This window comes from Amedibacillus sp. YH-ame10, from assembly GCF_053848885.1.
This window is the reverse complement of sequence record NZ_JBSPFA010000004.1, coordinates 48,857-65,575: the sequence shown is the minus strand read 5'-3', so window position 1 is coordinate 65,575 and position 16,719 is coordinate 48,857. Positions and strand designations below refer to the sequence as shown.

19 protein-coding genes are annotated in these 16,719 nt (G+C 32.3%); all 19 read left to right on the top strand.

Translation table 11 applies throughout. The features are described from left to right. Window positions 1-20 precede the first annotated feature (20 nt). Window positions 21-4,049, top strand: a complete 4,029-nt coding sequence (locus tag ACWG42_RS02635; protein ID WP_455789954.1) for a hypothetical protein — start codon at window positions 21-23, stop codon at window positions 4,047-4,049. Between the two features lie 44 nt (window positions 4,050-4,093). Beyond that, the gene (locus ACWG42_RS02630; protein ID WP_455789953.1) at window positions 4,094-4,780 is read left to right on the top strand and encodes a hypothetical protein; all 687 of its coding nucleotides are present in this window, start codon (window positions 4,094-4,096) and stop codon (window positions 4,778-4,780) included. Between the two features lie 81 nt (window positions 4,781-4,861). After that, a complete protein-coding gene (locus tag ACWG42_RS02625) occupies window positions 4,862-5,458 on the top strand; it encodes a hypothetical protein (protein WP_455789952.1) in 597 nt (198 codons plus the stop codon). 59 nt (window positions 5,459-5,517) lie between these two features. After that, on the top strand, window positions 5,518-6,255 hold the full coding sequence (locus ACWG42_RS02620) for a hypothetical protein (RefSeq protein ID WP_455789951.1): 738 nt from the start codon (window positions 5,518-5,520) through the stop codon (window positions 6,253-6,255). Window positions 6,256-6,344: 89 nt separating this feature from the next. Beyond that, window positions 6,345-7,088, top strand: a complete 744-nt coding sequence (locus ACWG42_RS02615) for a hypothetical protein (protein WP_455789950.1) — start codon at window positions 6,345-6,347, stop codon at window positions 7,086-7,088. A 50-nt stretch (window positions 7,089-7,138) separates the two neighbouring features. Next, window positions 7,139-7,666 carry a hypothetical protein gene (locus ACWG42_RS02610; RefSeq protein ID WP_455789949.1) on the top strand — a complete coding sequence of 176 codons (528 nt, stop codon included), beginning with the start codon at window positions 7,139-7,141 and terminating at the stop codon, window positions 7,664-7,666. Between the two features lie 65 nt (window positions 7,667-7,731). After that, window positions 7,732-8,355, top strand: a complete 624-nt coding sequence (locus ACWG42_RS02605) for a hypothetical protein (RefSeq protein ID WP_455789948.1) — start codon at window positions 7,732-7,734, stop codon at window positions 8,353-8,355. A 103-nt stretch (window positions 8,356-8,458) separates the two neighbouring features. After that, complete coding sequence (locus ACWG42_RS02600; protein WP_455789947.1) at window positions 8,459-8,902, top strand: DUF1307 domain-containing protein; 444 nt, start codon at window positions 8,459-8,461, stop codon at window positions 8,900-8,902. Between the two features lie 219 nt (window positions 8,903-9,121). Next, complete coding sequence (locus ACWG42_RS02595; protein ID WP_455789946.1) at window positions 9,122-9,805, top strand: hypothetical protein; 684 nt, start codon at window positions 9,122-9,124, stop codon at window positions 9,803-9,805. A 17-nt stretch (window positions 9,806-9,822) separates the two neighbouring features. Continuing rightward, on the top strand, window positions 9,823-10,305 hold the full coding sequence (locus ACWG42_RS02590) for a DUF1307 domain-containing protein (RefSeq protein ID WP_455789945.1): 483 nt from the start codon (window positions 9,823-9,825) through the stop codon (window positions 10,303-10,305). A gap of 138 nt (window positions 10,306-10,443) precedes the next feature. Continuing rightward, the gene (locus ACWG42_RS02585; RefSeq protein ID WP_455789944.1) at window positions 10,444-10,866 is read left to right on the top strand and encodes a hypothetical protein; all 423 of its coding nucleotides are present in this window, start codon (window positions 10,444-10,446) and stop codon (window positions 10,864-10,866) included. A 318-nt stretch (window positions 10,867-11,184) separates the two neighbouring features. Beyond that, entirely contained in the window at window positions 11,185-11,898 is a 714-nt protein-coding gene (locus ACWG42_RS02580) for a hypothetical protein (RefSeq protein WP_455789943.1), read from the top strand. 24 nt (window positions 11,899-11,922) lie between these two features. Further along, a complete protein-coding gene (locus ACWG42_RS02575; RefSeq protein ID WP_455789942.1) occupies window positions 11,923-12,078 on the top strand; it encodes a hypothetical protein in 156 nt (51 codons plus the stop codon). 114 nt (window positions 12,079-12,192) lie between these two features. Then, window positions 12,193-12,720, top strand: a complete 528-nt coding sequence (locus ACWG42_RS02570; protein WP_455789941.1) for a hypothetical protein — start codon at window positions 12,193-12,195, stop codon at window positions 12,718-12,720. A gap of 21 nt (window positions 12,721-12,741) precedes the next feature. Next, window positions 12,742-13,218 carry a hypothetical protein gene (locus ACWG42_RS02565; protein WP_455789940.1) on the top strand — a complete coding sequence of 159 codons (477 nt, stop codon included), beginning with the start codon at window positions 12,742-12,744 and terminating at the stop codon, window positions 13,216-13,218. Between the two features lie 353 nt (window positions 13,219-13,571). Beyond that, window positions 13,572-14,054 carry a sigma-70 family RNA polymerase sigma factor gene (locus tag ACWG42_RS02560; protein WP_455789939.1) on the top strand — a complete coding sequence of 161 codons (483 nt, stop codon included), beginning with the start codon at window positions 13,572-13,574 and terminating at the stop codon, window positions 14,052-14,054. Between the two features lie 461 nt (window positions 14,055-14,515). Next, a complete protein-coding gene (locus ACWG42_RS02555) occupies window positions 14,516-15,199 on the top strand; it encodes a hypothetical protein (protein WP_455789938.1) in 684 nt (227 codons plus the stop codon). Between the two features lie 109 nt (window positions 15,200-15,308). Further along, a complete protein-coding gene (locus tag ACWG42_RS02550) occupies window positions 15,309-15,548 on the top strand; it encodes a helix-turn-helix domain-containing protein (protein WP_455789937.1) in 240 nt (79 codons plus the stop codon). Between the two features lie 20 nt (window positions 15,549-15,568). After that, the gene (locus ACWG42_RS02545) at window positions 15,569-16,714 is read left to right on the top strand and encodes a tyrosine-type recombinase/integrase (RefSeq protein ID WP_455789936.1); all 1,146 of its coding nucleotides are present in this window, start codon (window positions 15,569-15,571) and stop codon (window positions 16,712-16,714) included. Window positions 16,715-16,719 lie beyond the last annotated feature (5 nt).

Genomic DNA, 16,719 nt, shown 5'->3' with positions numbered 1-16,719 from the left:
TAAAGGAAGGGTTGATTGTAATGAGAACAGTTGAAAAGAAAAATAGTGCATTAAAAAAAACACGATATAAAGCATTAATGGGGTTGGTAGTAGTTTCGTTATTGATTTCTTGCTTGATGCTACAAGATATAAACAATACAGTATTAGCAAAGGATGAAGATACAGTAGAAGTGAAAAAGCCGCCTATTGATATTGTCACCATAAATCCTGGAGCAAAAATATACTTAGGTGGTCAGCCTTCTACATACGTAAGTTATAATACGCTTTTATCTGATAAGGTTTCTTCAAGTGTTGTAGGTGATGCAAACAGCATAAAAGCTGAAGAAAATAATATTTGGAATAGCTATTATGGCGTTGATAATTCTGTTTCTTTAGGGTTGTTACAACCATCTGGAGTACCTAGTTTGGAAGAAATAGCTAATTGGGGCTCATATCTTCCACTAGTAGACACGAGTTATTGGTTATCAAACACAAACGACGAATTTAAAATTACTGGTGGTTTTAACGATGATGCGCATAAACCAGATTCTGAAAAAAAAGAGGTGAGTATACCTTTGAGAGGGTTTGCAAACAAAGACAACTCTTTAGAAAATAAGGAAATAGTCATAAGTGGGAAACATGAAAATGGAGCGTGGTTTGACAAAAAGAAGTACAATCTAGGTCATTTTAAAAACACAAATAGTTCTGAAATTATATTCGAAGAACATACTCTTCCTAGTGGATATTATAGAGATGTTCTAGGACCTGATAAGCTATTATTTGGAACTACGAAACTACAAAATACTCTTTTGGAATATGGAAACAAGAACACTTTTGATAAAGCAGGACTTAAAACTCTTCACGTTTTTAGTACACCTGACTGCAAACCAGAAGAGGAAGTCTTTATTGAATATACGCAGAAGAATACGATGCCTAGTCTAGCGACTGCTATCACTTATAATAAAGAAGATGGAACGTTTGATTTTAATCATCCAAAAGATTCAGTGATAAAACAGGGGTCTATGCTAGCATTGCTATATTTTGAACAAGATATGTATATTGGAAGTGAGCAAAACACACCAGATGGAATAACTTTAAGAGAGGGTATATATAAAACTAGCATTTTAGATTCAAATAAAAAAAGTGGAATTGAAAAGTTTACAGGAACAATCAATAATGGAGTGGGTATGGTTGATTTAAGATACCCTGTTAATTATGGTACAGTAGCAGGAAAATATATACCTATTAGCAACCAAAAACTAATAACTGATGAACCAGTTTACGTTTTATATAGCATTGCTGAAACAGATATAAAAGTAGTTGATACTCCTAATCAATCTTTCAAGCTGACAGTTGATTCTGGTTTTCGCTATATAGAAGATAATTATGTTCTTGCTAAAACAATACTTCCAGTAGAAAGGAATAGTGTTCGTCCTAAAATGACATTAGATACTAGCAAGATTGTGTTTGCAAGAGCAAGTAATTCAGGCATGGATATTATAGCCAATCCTACTCTTGGTGCTATGCCATCTACAACGTTGGAAAATGGCAGTAGTTCAAAGTTGGTTGTAAAAGATGATTCTCTAGCGGTAGTGGGGATTGACAATATGAATACGCCAACAGCAGTTGGAGGGCAGATAAATTATAGTGGTGGCGACGAGATAACAATTACACCAGGGACAACCCAAATTAAAATTTCTGTTACAACAAATGGAGGAACAGGAACTAAGGTAAGTGCGGTTTCTACAAATACATCAGGAGTATCTAAATATGGTATTGTCGGTAATGTAAATGATGGTATGAGTGAGATTACTATTAATCTTGCTGATCTAATGGATACCAGTGAATTAACTGGTAAAGGTGCAGGAAAGACAATTACTTTATACAATGAGCGACTAAATAAACCAGGATTTAGTGACACAATTAGCTCTACTGGGAAAGATATTACTATTAAGGTAGCTAACCCACAAACTATTGATTTTACTGAGGGTACAAAAAATGCTTTGTCTACAACAACTTATGCATATGGAACCGAATTTGAGGTAAGTGCAGTTGTTAAAGAGAAAGGGCAGGTTGATTTAATAGATACAACAACACCTATAACATTTACAGTAAATACTGATTATTTAGAACAAGTCTCTACTCGTTGGGATCCAGATACATTTACACAAACAGCAAGGTTTAAAGTAGTCAAACCACAAAATAGTGGTACTGACGATGACTTGAAAATAAAAATCAATAGAGCGGCAACGGGTAATAATGATGCTGCACTTGAAGTTATATCTAGTAAGGTAAAGACAGAGAAAAGAAAGATTGACTTAAAGATTGATTCGAGTGTTTTTGTTGCTAATAAAGGCAAAGATAGACTTTCTTTAACAGTAGGAAATACAATGCCAGATATAACTAAAAAGTATAAAGTTTATGAGACTGGTAGCACAACTGAAGATACAGTAGCCATTGCAGATCAAAGTAAAGATAGAATTCCATATTCCATTTCAACTATACACTGGCTTGGAAATTATGTAGGTGATGCCCTTAATGGTGTTTCTAAAGATGTAATACCTGTTGAAAATGGCAAAGTGTTACAGAGTGCAAACGGAAATATCTGGAAAGCGAATATAACAAAAGGTACAAATACAGAGAAAAACACATGGTTTGAAGATCGCTATACGGTTGTTAGTAATAGTCCAACAGATGCAATTATCGACGTGTATGATGTGACAGGAAATATACTAACAAGTAGTAATGATATTCTATATGCAAACAATATTGCGATGTCCTTGTCGGACTATAACGAAAAGGTTTTTAACCTTAATGGAAATTTTAAAAAACAAGCACTTGTGGACGAAACAAAACTTAAAATAACAAATAACCTTTCCCCATACAAACAGATAGCACTAAATTTAGATGATGCGCTTATTAGAGTTATGTACCCTGAGTCTCATGCAGGGGAATATAAAGTAAAGCATACACTCAATAATAATTCAGAATTAGAGTCAAACCTTGTAGTTGTGGACAATTTGGTAAGAGATACAACAACTGGAGAAGAGTTGAGAGCAAATACACATATACACGAAAAGGGTAACAAATGGGTAGGTAGTTTTCAGAGTAGTTGGTTTGGAGATGGTTGGGATAGATTAGCCAGAATAGAATATTATGACTTAAAAACAGGAGCTGAAAGCGAGATAGCAGATCAAATGAAAGGATATAAGTTTGGAAATATAGAAGCGTGGAAGGAGTTAGGTGAAACCACACTTACTATCGAAACATTGAAGGGTACTAAATTATCATTTAAAATCATTGTTAGAGATCATGCAATTATAACAGACGATATAAATGTCTCTGCAAATGATCTTCAATTAACTGTAGAAGAAGCAACACTTTTAGCTGGATACATAAAAGATAAGACTCCTTCTGAAATAGTTTCGATATTGACACCAGCCGATAATTTACAAGAAGGAAATCCAGGTTATGAATATTCCAAATATAAAGTTTATCCATATGCAACTAATATTAAGACTGGAAATAGAGTTGAAATATCTAGTATAAAAGGTCTCCCAGAAATAGCATCAGGAAAAACAGCTGTAGAAACTGGAGTGTATGAAGTTACATACACAACGGTTTCAGGCGAAATAGTCAAGACTAAGATTACTGTATATGCACAAGATCCAACAGCTTTTATTAAAATTCCAAAGACAATAAATCTTAAAAAAAGTAATGATGGTCAATTTGAGGCAACACAAAATGCTGAAGTATCACTCATACCTAGCAGTGCAGGTAAGGATGAAATACTAGGTAAACTTAATAAAAATATTGAGGTAAAAACTACATCGGATATTACAATTGCAGGAACATCAACTGAGAATACATTAACACAAATGAAAGTAGATGTTTATATAGGAAGTGTTAAATACGATGTTAATAATGCGCTTGCACTATTAAATTTAGAAAATAGACAACAAACTTTTGCTCTAAAGATAGACAAAGGGAAAGAGTATCCAAAAGACCGATACACGGGGTCAATGGTTTTTAAAGTTAAATATGTAGATAAAAGTACAGCAGGTAGTTAATGTATGAAACAAAATTTGAAAAGAGAAATAGAAGGAGTAGGAAAATGTACAAAAAAACAAAATATTTAATAGTGTGTACAGCATTGGTAACTTCTCTATCCATACATTGCTACCCAATACATGCAGCAGAAGGATCGAGAACAACGGTTGTTTCAGCAAGTTTTACGGATGAAGATTTATTTAAATTAGAAGTACATGTAAGTAAAGGTGGTAAAGCATTGAAGGGAAGTAGTGTTATTGAAGAAGGTGTTGTTACATATCAATTGCCTTTAGATGCAGACCCATCATTTACTCTAGTTCCTAATAAAGGATACAGGTTAAAAAGTGTCATCTTTGAAAGACCTGAATTCAAGGATTCCATAGATATTACAAACCAAATGATTGACTCGGTGATTGAAATAGATATAGAAAGTACCGAAATGCGTTTGTTTATTGAATTTGAATATATAGGAATAGAGCCTGAGGAACCAGAAAAACCAGTAGAACCAGAAAAACCGGTAGAACCAGAAAAACCAGTGGATCCTGAAAAGCCATTGGAATCAGAAAAACCAATTGAAAAACCAAATGAAGATAAACCTAGTGTTGAGGTTAACAAACCAAGTCATTCAATTCAAACAGGTGACCAAACGGATGCGAGGTTCTATACCACTCTTCTTACCTTTGCATGGTTAATATTGATTTTGGTGAAGAAGAAAAGAAAAGAAGAGGAAGAAGAAAACAAAAGTATATAACATGCGTAATGCATTAGTTATAGAAGTGTGGGAGCACTTTAAATATCTGAAATCAAAACTTTCATAAGGAGGAAAATGAAAATGAAAAAATTGAAAGTATTTTTAACAGGAGCTATGGCATTTGCGATGATGATGCCTATGGCTCTAACAGGAGTGAGTGCTAAGGAGTCTGATCCAACCAGTACAGACTATGAGAGTTCAGCTGAGGTAAACTATGATACAAGAAATGTAATTCCAGATCCAGATAATCCTACTGATCCAGATTGGGGAGTACAGATTCCTGAATCAGTTAAGTTAACTAAAGATACAAAAGCGGAAGCAAGTGGTGTTGATGTATCTGTATCGTTGGTAGCGATAAATGGTGGAACCATTACAAAAGATCCAGTTGATGTCTATGTAAGATCTGCTAATGGATACCAATTGGATAGTGGTGTTGCTACTAATAGAAAAGTAGCTTACGCAGTAAAATATGAGACAGTTGCCGAATTGAATACAACTACTAATGGAAAAAATTTTATGAAAATTGCAACTTTAAAAGATTCAGATACACCAGCTGATGTTAAATTAACTGAAAAGGGAAAAGCATATTTATTAGGTACAGCAACTAAAACTACTGCATACAAAGATACACTTGTATATGTAGTTACAACAAATGGGACTACTCCTACAAACCCCTAGTAACTAACAAAACTTAGTAATTATAAAAATGAATAGACAAGAAGAGAGGAGATATACATATGGAATTAATATATGAAAGTAAAAGCAATTATGATAAGAAAATAAAAATTCGAGGATCTTCTTGTCCTTTTTATAGTAAGAAGGCAATGAAAAAAATTCATCCACAAGGTGATTTCATCATTGCTGGAAGTGTAGGAAAAGGTTTAAAGAAAAAAATAGGGGAATTACATTATCGTAATAAGACCATTGATTATTATGCAAATAACTATTCAAGAGTAAGATTCAAACTTCGAGGTTATATTGCAGTAAATGAAAATCGCTATATTGAAGTTGTACAGCCAAAAGGGATTCAACGATTGATACTGTTATTGAGCATACTACTCTTATTATTAATTCCCCTTATTTATGTTTTACAAGGATCAGATATTGATCCGTCAGCAAAAAATTATGTTCCATCAAACGGAGAAGAAATAAAAACAGATCCTGACCATATCGCTTTACCAAGTTATGAAAAGCTCATAATGAAAGCAGGAACAGATACCGCTTATGTAGCTTTGTATAACCCTTCGCAAAATCCATGTTATTTCAAATTTACAATCTATTTACGAGATAGTGAAGCGAAAATATTTGAAAGTAAAATGATACCGCCAGGGCAAGCAGTAACTGAAATAAAGTTTGATAAAAACTTCAACGAGGGTGTGTATCCAATAAGTATAAAAATTGATGCATTCTCACTTGAAAAAAAAGAAGTGTTGAATGGTGGATTGATTGAAAGCCGTATTGTAGCGATGGAATAAATATAGAAAGTGTTTTCACTTTCTTGTGAAAGTATAACAAAAATCTATAGTGTTATATTTTCATGAGAAAGGTAGGAGAATAGGTGAATATGGAAAAGAAGTATGTGGATAAAAACAAGAAAATAAAAGGGATAGGGGAAGTCGCATATTCTTCTAAGAAGAAATTCAAAGAGCGTTATCCAATGGAAAATGTTGGGTATCAAGTATTAGGATTTATTGGTGACGGGGTAGCAGAAGTTATAGGGCAATGGGAATATAACAGTGAAACATATGCATATTATGCATTTAAGAAAAAACTATATTTTTATGAAATTATTGGGTACGTTGAGGTTGAAGAAGATGCATATATTGCAATTATACAAAGGAAAGTAGTAAAGAAATTATTACCGTTTCTGTTTCTGCTAGCCATTCTTATATCTATACTGTGGTATATGATGATGCCTAAAGGACCTGATTTAGAAGGCGGTATGGATAAGTATGAGCCTAGTACAAGTGTAAAGGCCAATACAGAATCGACAGGGATTCTTCTTCCAGGTTATAAGGATATAAATATGGAAGCGAATACAGATACAGCCTATGTAGCCTTGTATAATCCAGAGAATAACCCATGTTACTTTAAATTTAAGATAACACTACAGGAAACAGGAGAGGTCATTTATCAAAGTAAAATGATACCGCCAGGGTATGCAGTAAAAAGTGTTCAATTTGATCGTAAATTTAAAACAGGAATATATCCAATTACCATTTATATTGAAACAAATTCGTTAGAAGATTATACAGAAACAATGAATGGTGGAGAGTTACCCACTAGAATTGTAGCTATTGAAAAATAAAATTTTAAGGAACAATCGATATCGAAGTATAAATGATGGAGTAAAGATAAATGAAAAAGTGTTGTTATAGGAAAATCGCATTAGTAACTGGCTGTGTATTCATTGCCCTAGCATTTGTAATGGGAATAGGGGGTATAGTGATAGGATTTACTGAATCCTCTCATATGGAATATTTAGTTTTTGGTAACAGTTGGATGGGCAATAGTTCAGTCCCATTTGCAGCAATCCATAACAAATTACTCTGTTATGGAGGAGGGACACTATTTCTATTTAGTGGTGTTTATCTCATATTTAAAGTTCGCCAAAACATGATGAGATATATCCTCTTTGATGAAAATAAAGTGATCTTTGTTTTTTCAAAATATATACAGTATGAATACAGGTGGAGAGATATAAGCCCTGAACATATCGAAATGAAATGGGTAAGTAGCAAGTATGTTAATACACAGATTATAGAGTTTAACATCCCTAGTTTAGAAAGTGAGTTTTTAATACCAAGTCAATATAAAAACTTCAAAGAGCTTAAAGCACTTGTAAAAAAGCGAATCTTTTCATCTATGAATGAGCAACTATGGTGACGTTTATGGATGCAACGTAAAGTTTTATACAATACCATAAATGGAAAGGAAAATAGAGTGATAGGATGATAAAGAGGGTACTAGGTGGGTTGCTTTGTGTAGGGATACTGATAGGATTCCATTTCTTTTTTCAAGCGAATAATGTAGATGTCAAAATCACAATGAACGATAAAGAATATACAATGCTTGAAACGACACTGGATGAATTTATGAAAGATGGCTATAGCCTAGCGGAAATTACTTACACAGATAAAGGGGTAGAACTGAATAGATACAATGGAAGATATTTAGAGGGAAGAACTATCTATCATTATGGAGTGCCATTACGTCTAAAAGGAGCATCTAAACAATCAAATGCATCTATTATTGCGAATTTATTCAATCCAAAAGAAGAGGGCGTGGAATTAAAGGAGGGTGTGATTACTAGTTTAACATGTGATATGAAGCTATTAAAAGAAGACGTACGTATTGAAGTTGCAGGGTTACAGATAGAATCACAAAATAGGAAAGAGTTATTAGGATGGATGGATGAAAATTTAAAAGGATTTAAAAAAGATGAAGGAACCAAACCGAGTGTTTTCCATTATCAAAGAGATTTATCATCATACACCTTTGTATTTGACGAAAATGACATCATAAAAAGAGTCATTGCAAGTAAATACCCAAGCTATGACTATGATGCCAATTAAGAAAAAATAAACAGCGTAAATAGTGTAATTTGATTTTACATTACAACAGAGAACAAAAAAATAAAGTATGTATTAAAATACTCGAAATTAGAGGAGAAAAAAGATGAAAAAAATAGTAGCAGTGTTAATGTTTGTAGCATTATTAGCAGGATGTACAGGTAGTAAAGAAACGACATTTGTTGGTAAAGGAAACGCAAATGGGATAACATGTGAAGTTGAATTTGTAGGTAACGGTGATAAAGTGTCAAAAGTAAAAGAAGTAATTGATATGGATTTAAAAACACTTGGTCTAACGCAAGAACAAGCAAAAGCAACGATGGAACCAGCTACAAAAAAGAACAATGCAATAGAAGGTGTGAATATTAAACTTGAAACAACAGAAGAAAAAGTGATTGTGACTTCAGAATTAGATTGTAGTAAAGCAAATATTGATGAATTGAAGAAAGCAGGACTTGTAGATTCTACTAGTGATGCAAAGTATGTTAGTTTGAAAAAGTCAAAAGAGAACTACGAAAAGAAATTTGGAGTGGTGTTTGAAGAGAAGTAACTAAATATCAATTTATGAGGTTAATTGAGTATAAGTAGGATATAAAAAGTGATAATGTAAAAAATCGATTTTTAATTTAAAAGGATTCATTGGTTCAAAGGATAAAAATATGAAAGATTTTAAGTGTATAATCACCTATTTTACAAAAAGTTTAGTAGAAGCAAGTGCAATTAATAACTGTATCAAAGAGACAATGATATATAAAAAAGGAGTCATCTTATGTTTTCTGAAAAAACCATTAGTGTAGGAATTGATGGACAATATCCTACTTTATATGAAGCTTTCAAGCATCATAAAAAAGGAAGATTGCATATTATCCTTACAAGTGACGTGTTGGATGAAAAAGATATTTTCATTCCTTCTTCATTAATTAAATTACATATGACGACACATAAAAAAAGACCTGCTGGTTTCTACAAAAAACATATGACAATCCATTGCAATGGTGTTTCATGTGTATTAGAAAACATAGGAAAGAAAGACTCGGGTTTAGTAATTATAGGAACGGAAAGAAATACGAGAGCTGTATCTATCTTTCTAAATCGCTGTCATGTTGACTATGTTATTGGATCACATAACGTCGAAAATGTAAATGAGCTCCACATAGATATTGAAGAGAGCAAAATAAATATTATGACGGGTTTTTTAAATCACGAGTATTCTTTAACTTGCCAAACGATGGCAGTTGACATAAATAACGCAACAATGAATGTTCTACAAGCTATTAATGTAACAAGTAAGAATAAAGAGGCAGCGATAACATTAGGTACAGGTATTTTAAGAGTGAATTCTAGTGCAATCACTGAAATAACTGTATCGAAAGGAACTTGCATACATAACGAAAAGCTACCGATACAAGTAATGATTAATGGGGATTCTATTATCACTAAGGGAATCAGCTAAAAAAGAAGAGGGAGAATATGAAGAAAATAGTAGCAGTATTGATGATGGCAGCAGTTTTGATTGGGTGTGCTGGTGGTAAAGAAACAACATTAAAAGATAATGGAAGTGTAGACGGTAAAGAAACAACAATAATTGGTAAAGGAAATGCAAAAGGTTTAGATTATGAACTTGAGATAGTCAGTAATGGGGATAAAGTATTAAGAATAAAAAAAGTTATAACTTTGGATTTAAAATTACTAGGATTAACGGAGGATCAAGCGAAAGAATCAATGCAACGAGTAAGTGATGAAGATAGCGAAATGGAAGGTAAATCTACTAAAATTGAAACAACAGAAGAGAAAGCGAGCCTTACTACTGAGATAGACTATCGTAATGTTGCTAATGAGGAATTGAGAGGAACAGGATTGGTAGATTCAAAAGATGATGGTAAATATATCAGTTTGAAAAAAGTTAAAACTTATTATGAAGGATTATTTAATGTAACATTCATAGAGGAATAAATTTGTATAACTGACATAAGTGCTAACGCAACACACGTAAATAATGAAGAATTGTCAATACAATGGATGATTGATGAAGGTTCTATTATCACGAAGGGGGTTAATTAAAAAGAAGGGGGAGAATGGGAGGTACTTCTTATGATAAAAATCATTGAATCAAGCGATCTTGTTTGTCATTGGAGTGAAAAGGTAAAATCTATCCGAAGAAATTCACATAGGGATACTCTAAGTACAATAAAAATTTTAGATAACTATGGGATGTTAATCAACGCAAAAGGAACAGTGAGACTTCTGTACTTTGATTCATTTTTAAAAACACCTGTACTTATGGATGTTGATGAAGTATTAGAATTCATTGATGTGATGGCTACTAAAGAAAATAAGCGAATTGGATGCAATGAGCGTGTGGATATTCTTTTGAATATTATTTGTAAAATAGCAGGTTTAAATTTTATTAGTGATTTAAAGGCGTTTCCTGCAGATAGTTATATAGTTCGTTTTATAAATCGCAAAAAATATCATAACGAATGGAAATGCATTTTAGATTACCTTAAAGCGTAATGAAAGCAATAAAGTGAAAATATAGGCATTATTATTTGATTTATCTAGATGACTTGATCATCTAGATATGTGAGATAATTATCCGATTATCTCAACTACTTTTCTTACATCGATTTTTCATATTATTTAAAGGATGTACGCTGCAAAATACGTTCATAAAACATTCTCTTGAAGTAACAAAAAATGGGAAAGTAGTAGTATATCTTCCTCTCTATATCTTCCCTTTCGCACGGACTATGGGGAGGGGATATACAAATGTAAATAAAATAAATTCGATATTGTGATGAGTATCATAAACTGAAAAGAGAAAGGATATATATGGAATCAACATTATATGAAATACAGTATAAAGAAATAATGAAAAACTATCAAAAAGATAAAAGTGATTTAAAAAAAACGATTGATGACTTTAGAGAAATAATATCACTTTATAAAAAGGAATTTCCATACAGATATTTATCGCATTATCGGTTGGAAAAATTTTATAAGTTGATGAGAAGACTATGTTTAGTTCCCGACATTGATGTGTTTACGAATATTTCAAAAAATAACGAATTATATGATGCTGATGTGTTCTTTTTATTCTATACAAAAGAACAATCTGTAACAATCAAAATCCCTTTTGTCATTAATATCACTAAACTTAATGACTATCTAGAATCTAGAGAAGAAAAGAGAGTCATTTTTACAACAGCTCAATTGCAACAAATTATTAAACCAGAATGTTTTGAAGAATATGAAATGGATATGGCTATTAAAAAATTAGGAGGAGATTTATTGGAAACTGTGAAATCCAAGAACCATGTGATGGTAATGAAAGATGGAAAAGCCAATGATACCTTTTTGATTAATGGAACACATAGAACTATTGGTGCAATTAAAGATGGAGTCAAAGAGATCGAAGGGTATTATGTATCACCAGAAGTATGTAGTCATTTCGCTTTATCATCAGATTTTGAAGAGTTATATGGTGAGTTGCTTAAATTATATAGAAGAGTACATATTGGAAAAAATAAAACAAATAAGAAATAGAGTAAATGGATAGGAGAAAATACAATGGGGAAACCAAACTTCGTTGTATCAATAAAGGATACACAAAATGGAAGTTGGCAAGGCACGATATTCTGGGCTGAAGAGAAAAAGGAACTGTGTTTTCGAAGTTCCTTAGAACTATTACTATTGATGGAATCTATTATTAGATCAACTAAATAATATGAATATCTGATGAATCTACTCAATCCATTACAAAATATGCATACAAAAACAAATAACATTGAGTAGATTCATGAGTTAATCATAATTCAAAACAGAAGGGAGCGATATCGTATGCGTGAACGAATTACAAGGGAAGAGGCATACAATAAGATCATCAACATTCATATCGCATCTATGACAAGGCAACAAAGGATTGATTATTGTTTGCGATGGGTCGGTGTAAAGAAAGAAGAATTTGATTATCCAATGCTTGTGGAGAAGATGGAAGACATTTATGAAAATGAAAATACAGAAGGAAGAAAAATGCTCTATGGTCTGTTGGAATCGGCGGTGATATATAAACTATTAGGAACAACCAATGAATATCTAGATAAATTGCTAGAAAATCAATATGAAGTTATTGGTGAAATAGAAGAATTGGGGAAGTGTAAGTGTTGCTGTTATCTATCTTTTATTGATACTAGCGTAGAAGAGGTTTGTCCTATATGTGGGTGGTCTGACCAGTTGAGTGAACATGAGGAACTTCTCTTAGCAATCGCACAAGAGCGGTTTCACGAACGAGGTCATATCCTTCGGTGGTTGTCAAAGCAGGAAAGACAATTAAATAGTATGAAGTACTTGAGAATGGAAAGTGAGTAATTTGAATAAGGAGGAAATTTTATGTATCATTTTATAATTTTTTACAAGAAATATGAAGAGTGCCCAATGGCAACGACGATATCGATGGTAGCTAGTGCATCAATCTTTTTAGGGATTATATCTACACCATTATTTATCTTGACTATGCGTGATTCTAGTTGGTTATATGGAAATTTATATATTGGAATTATTCCTCTCGTATTTTTTGTGTTAGGAATATTAGGTAAGATATATGCCCCCAAATGTGCGCATAAGATCATGGTCAAACGAATCACTGAGAACTTGGAATATGGACGTTATATAGCACATAAATATCCTAAGTATTCTACCTTGGTAAAAGAATTGCAACCCATGTATAACGAAGAAGATTCGCGTCCAATAACGGATTATTTGGTAGAGAATTCATTAAAACAAGCAGAGAAGCTTAAACGAAAAGCACCACTATTAGTATTGATACTTATTTTATTAGGTATTTTTATCAGTTATCTAAATAAATAATGCAAATTTCATAAGATATTTAAAAGAAAGTAAAAGTGGTAAATATAAAAACATAAAAAATATGATTTTATAATAAGGAGTGGGTATGTATGTGTGCAATAATTACTATTGCATATACATGAGCGGGGAATCTTTAATACAGATAAATATATTAATAAGGACTTAAATCACTCCTCGTTTATATGCAAGGAAAATTTAAAAAGGGATGAAATAAAAGATATCATAAACGTCAGTTTTATGCTTGTTTTTAACAGGCTAAAATTTGACGTTTTTTGTTTACCAATAATACCTAAGGGCCGATCACCACCAACATGTTCGTTTTGGAATGAAAAAGAACATGGAGGAAAAGAAAGATGAACGATTACAATAGAAATAGTTTTTATACAATTAAAGATGAGAATACAGGAAAGAAAAGATTTTATATTAAGGTCCATCATGACAAAGTGGAAGTATCAAAAGAAGTGTTTAATGTTTGCTTTAATGCTTATCGAAAAGAATTAAGAGATAATCGAATGAATGAAATGTATGGGTTAATCAGCTTAGATAGTGAAAATGAGAAAGGACAAACGCTATTAAATTTACAAGCAGTGGACACGGATATTATTGAAATTATTAGCAATCATACAAAAGTTGTGGATGTTTTGAAAATAATAAATGAGCTAGACATAGAAGATAAGTATTTAATTACGGAACTATTATTGAATGATAGAAAAGAGAAGGAACTTGCTCAATATTTTCTAGTAACGCAACAAGAAATAAACCGGAGGAAACATGCGATTATTAAAAAAATTAGAGATAAATATCAAAAAAGTATTGTTAAAGAGAAAATGTGTTGAATGGTATAGAGTAGAGGAACTTATTAAATTGATGCCTCTAAGTGATCTTTGATAATTGAATACTCAAAATAAAGATACGTTAATCTATTCTTAAGCACGTTGATCATTACGCCATGACATGAAGTTTATAGTAATCGAGCGAATACTAATGGATCAAGAAAATAAGATAGCAACTTATTATGCGATGATAGGATAGAGGATTATGATACTTCGTCTCAGACTTGGTTGAGCGTGATAAAACCGTCGCACCCATGAGAGGCGTTTCCTACATTGAAAGGGAGAACGTGGAATTCGTATGAACCTTGCTAGAGGTGTCTTTGTTTTGCCCATAAACAAGGGATAGTAAATAATATTGTTTATGAACATGAAGGTAAAATATTTATTGATAGATTGTGAGCATCATATATAGATATATGGTGTTCACGCTTGTATCAATAAAGATACAGAAAAGAGGAAAAAAGATGAAAAAAATAATAGTAGCAATAGCAGATGATACAGAAATGAATGATGCGCTTAAAACGAAGGCAGAGTGCTTTGCAGAAAAACATAGTGCTGAAATCCAAGGGATTATGCAATATCCAAGTGGCTTGCCCGTTATGGATCCGCAAATTGTAATTGAAAGTATAAAGATGACGAAAGCTGACTATGTCATTACATCAAGTTCAGATTTTCTAATCAGTGAACTTGCCTACGATTCTCTGATTTCAAAGACGTTAAAGCAAAATGATATAGATGTATATGATCTTAATCTAGAATTAAGATTTGATGAAATTATGAAGTTGCTATCACCAAGCATTAAAGAACAGTTCCAAGAGATGGGGGAGTCACATACTAAAGAAGGAAAAAATGTTTTATTTGTATGTGGAGAAAATGAAACTACCGATATGATGAAGTATGCGATAGAGTTATCGCAAAAACAAAATGTGGCACAACTAGGTCAGTTGCAGGTAATCAAATTTAATTTAGATACCGCTAATGAAGTTAGAAGAATAATAAAAGAGGAAGATATAAGTGAAGTTATATTTTACGATGAATTCAATACAAAAGCATATGATGATTTGATTGATGAACTACAAAATAGTGATATTACACTTACATTTCCTTCTAATACACAAAATATTGGATTTGAAATTATTATGAATTAAATTTTTACAGTGTTTAAATTTTCATGTATAGCTCATTATTGTATAGATATATAAATAAAAATAGGGTAATGTGTGTTATGAAAAAATTAACTAAAAAGGGAGGATGACTATGGACGATTTACGAATGGTTACTCAAGAGGAATTAAGAAAAATCTTAAATTGCTCAGAAAGTCATATTACATTTTTGAGAGAACTAGGTATCATACCTGCAATCAAGACAGGCAGAAATTACATGTTTTCTGCAAAAGCAATACAAGAATTTTTTGATGCCTATAAGGGGTTGGATGTAAGCAATAGATTGTCAGCAATGAAAAGCAAGGAATTAGTACAATCAAAAATGTATGAATAATTGATAAGAGGTGATAGGATGTGGCAATATCAAGTGTAAAAAGCAAAAAGTATGGATTTACATATCAAGTAGATTGTCGTTATAAGGATAATCTAGGAGTTAATCATAGGCATGTAAAAAGCGGATTTTTATCATCAAAGGAAGCAGAAAAGTATGAAGACGACTTCAAAATGCGGTTAGCTTTAGAAGAAGAAAAAGAACTATCTCATAATAAAACTGTCAATGATGTATTCGAAGAGTATATGGATGTTGAAGGACAACATAAATATGCGAGAGCAAGTATCACATATTATAGGGCTACGCATAGAATGTACATCAAAGATAAGTTTGGTCTTATGCCTATTACAGGAGTAAAGTATAAAAATTTACAAAGACATTTTAACAAAATGGGAGAATCTTATAATTTTCCTACATTAAGGAATATGAAAAAAGTATTTTCTGTAACGTTTCAATATGCAATGAGAGCAGGGTATGTGAAGGATAATCCAGTGAAATTGCTTCAGTTGCCAAAGCAGTCCACGAGCAGAAGGATGGTTGTAGAAACAATCAGTGATGAGGATTTAAAAAAGATAATCGATGAAATGCAGAAGGTGGGAAGGACAGCGCCGTGTAGGAAAGACTCTGAGTTTAAATTCAAATCCTGTGCTATGGCAATTATTATAGGACGTTATACAGGACTACGAGTTAGTGAGGTATTGGCACTAAAGAAAAGTGATTTCGATTTAGATAACCATACGCTTACTATTCAAAGAAGAATTGAGTATTCAAATCTTTTAGCGAAAGATATCTATCTTACAGATAAGTTGAAGTCTAAAAATAGTAAAGCGACAGTAGCTATTAGCAAGAAGTTATCAAGCCAACTCAAAGAATGGTTTGTTTGCAATCCTTATGAATTTGTCATTTGTGATAGTGGTGGAGAACTTATAAGACCTGAAACCTTTAATGTTCGTATCAGAAAAGTTGTAAAGAAAGTAGGGGTTCATTTCCACTTCCATATGCTAAGGCATACCTATGCAACAGAATTGATGATGGCTGGTATCAATCCTGTGACTGTCAAAGGGTTATTGCGTCATAGCGAAGTGGCAACTACATGGAATACATATACACACCCAACAAGTAAAGATCAAAGAGAAGTATTAGATAACTTATATATAAAAATGGAATGACAATG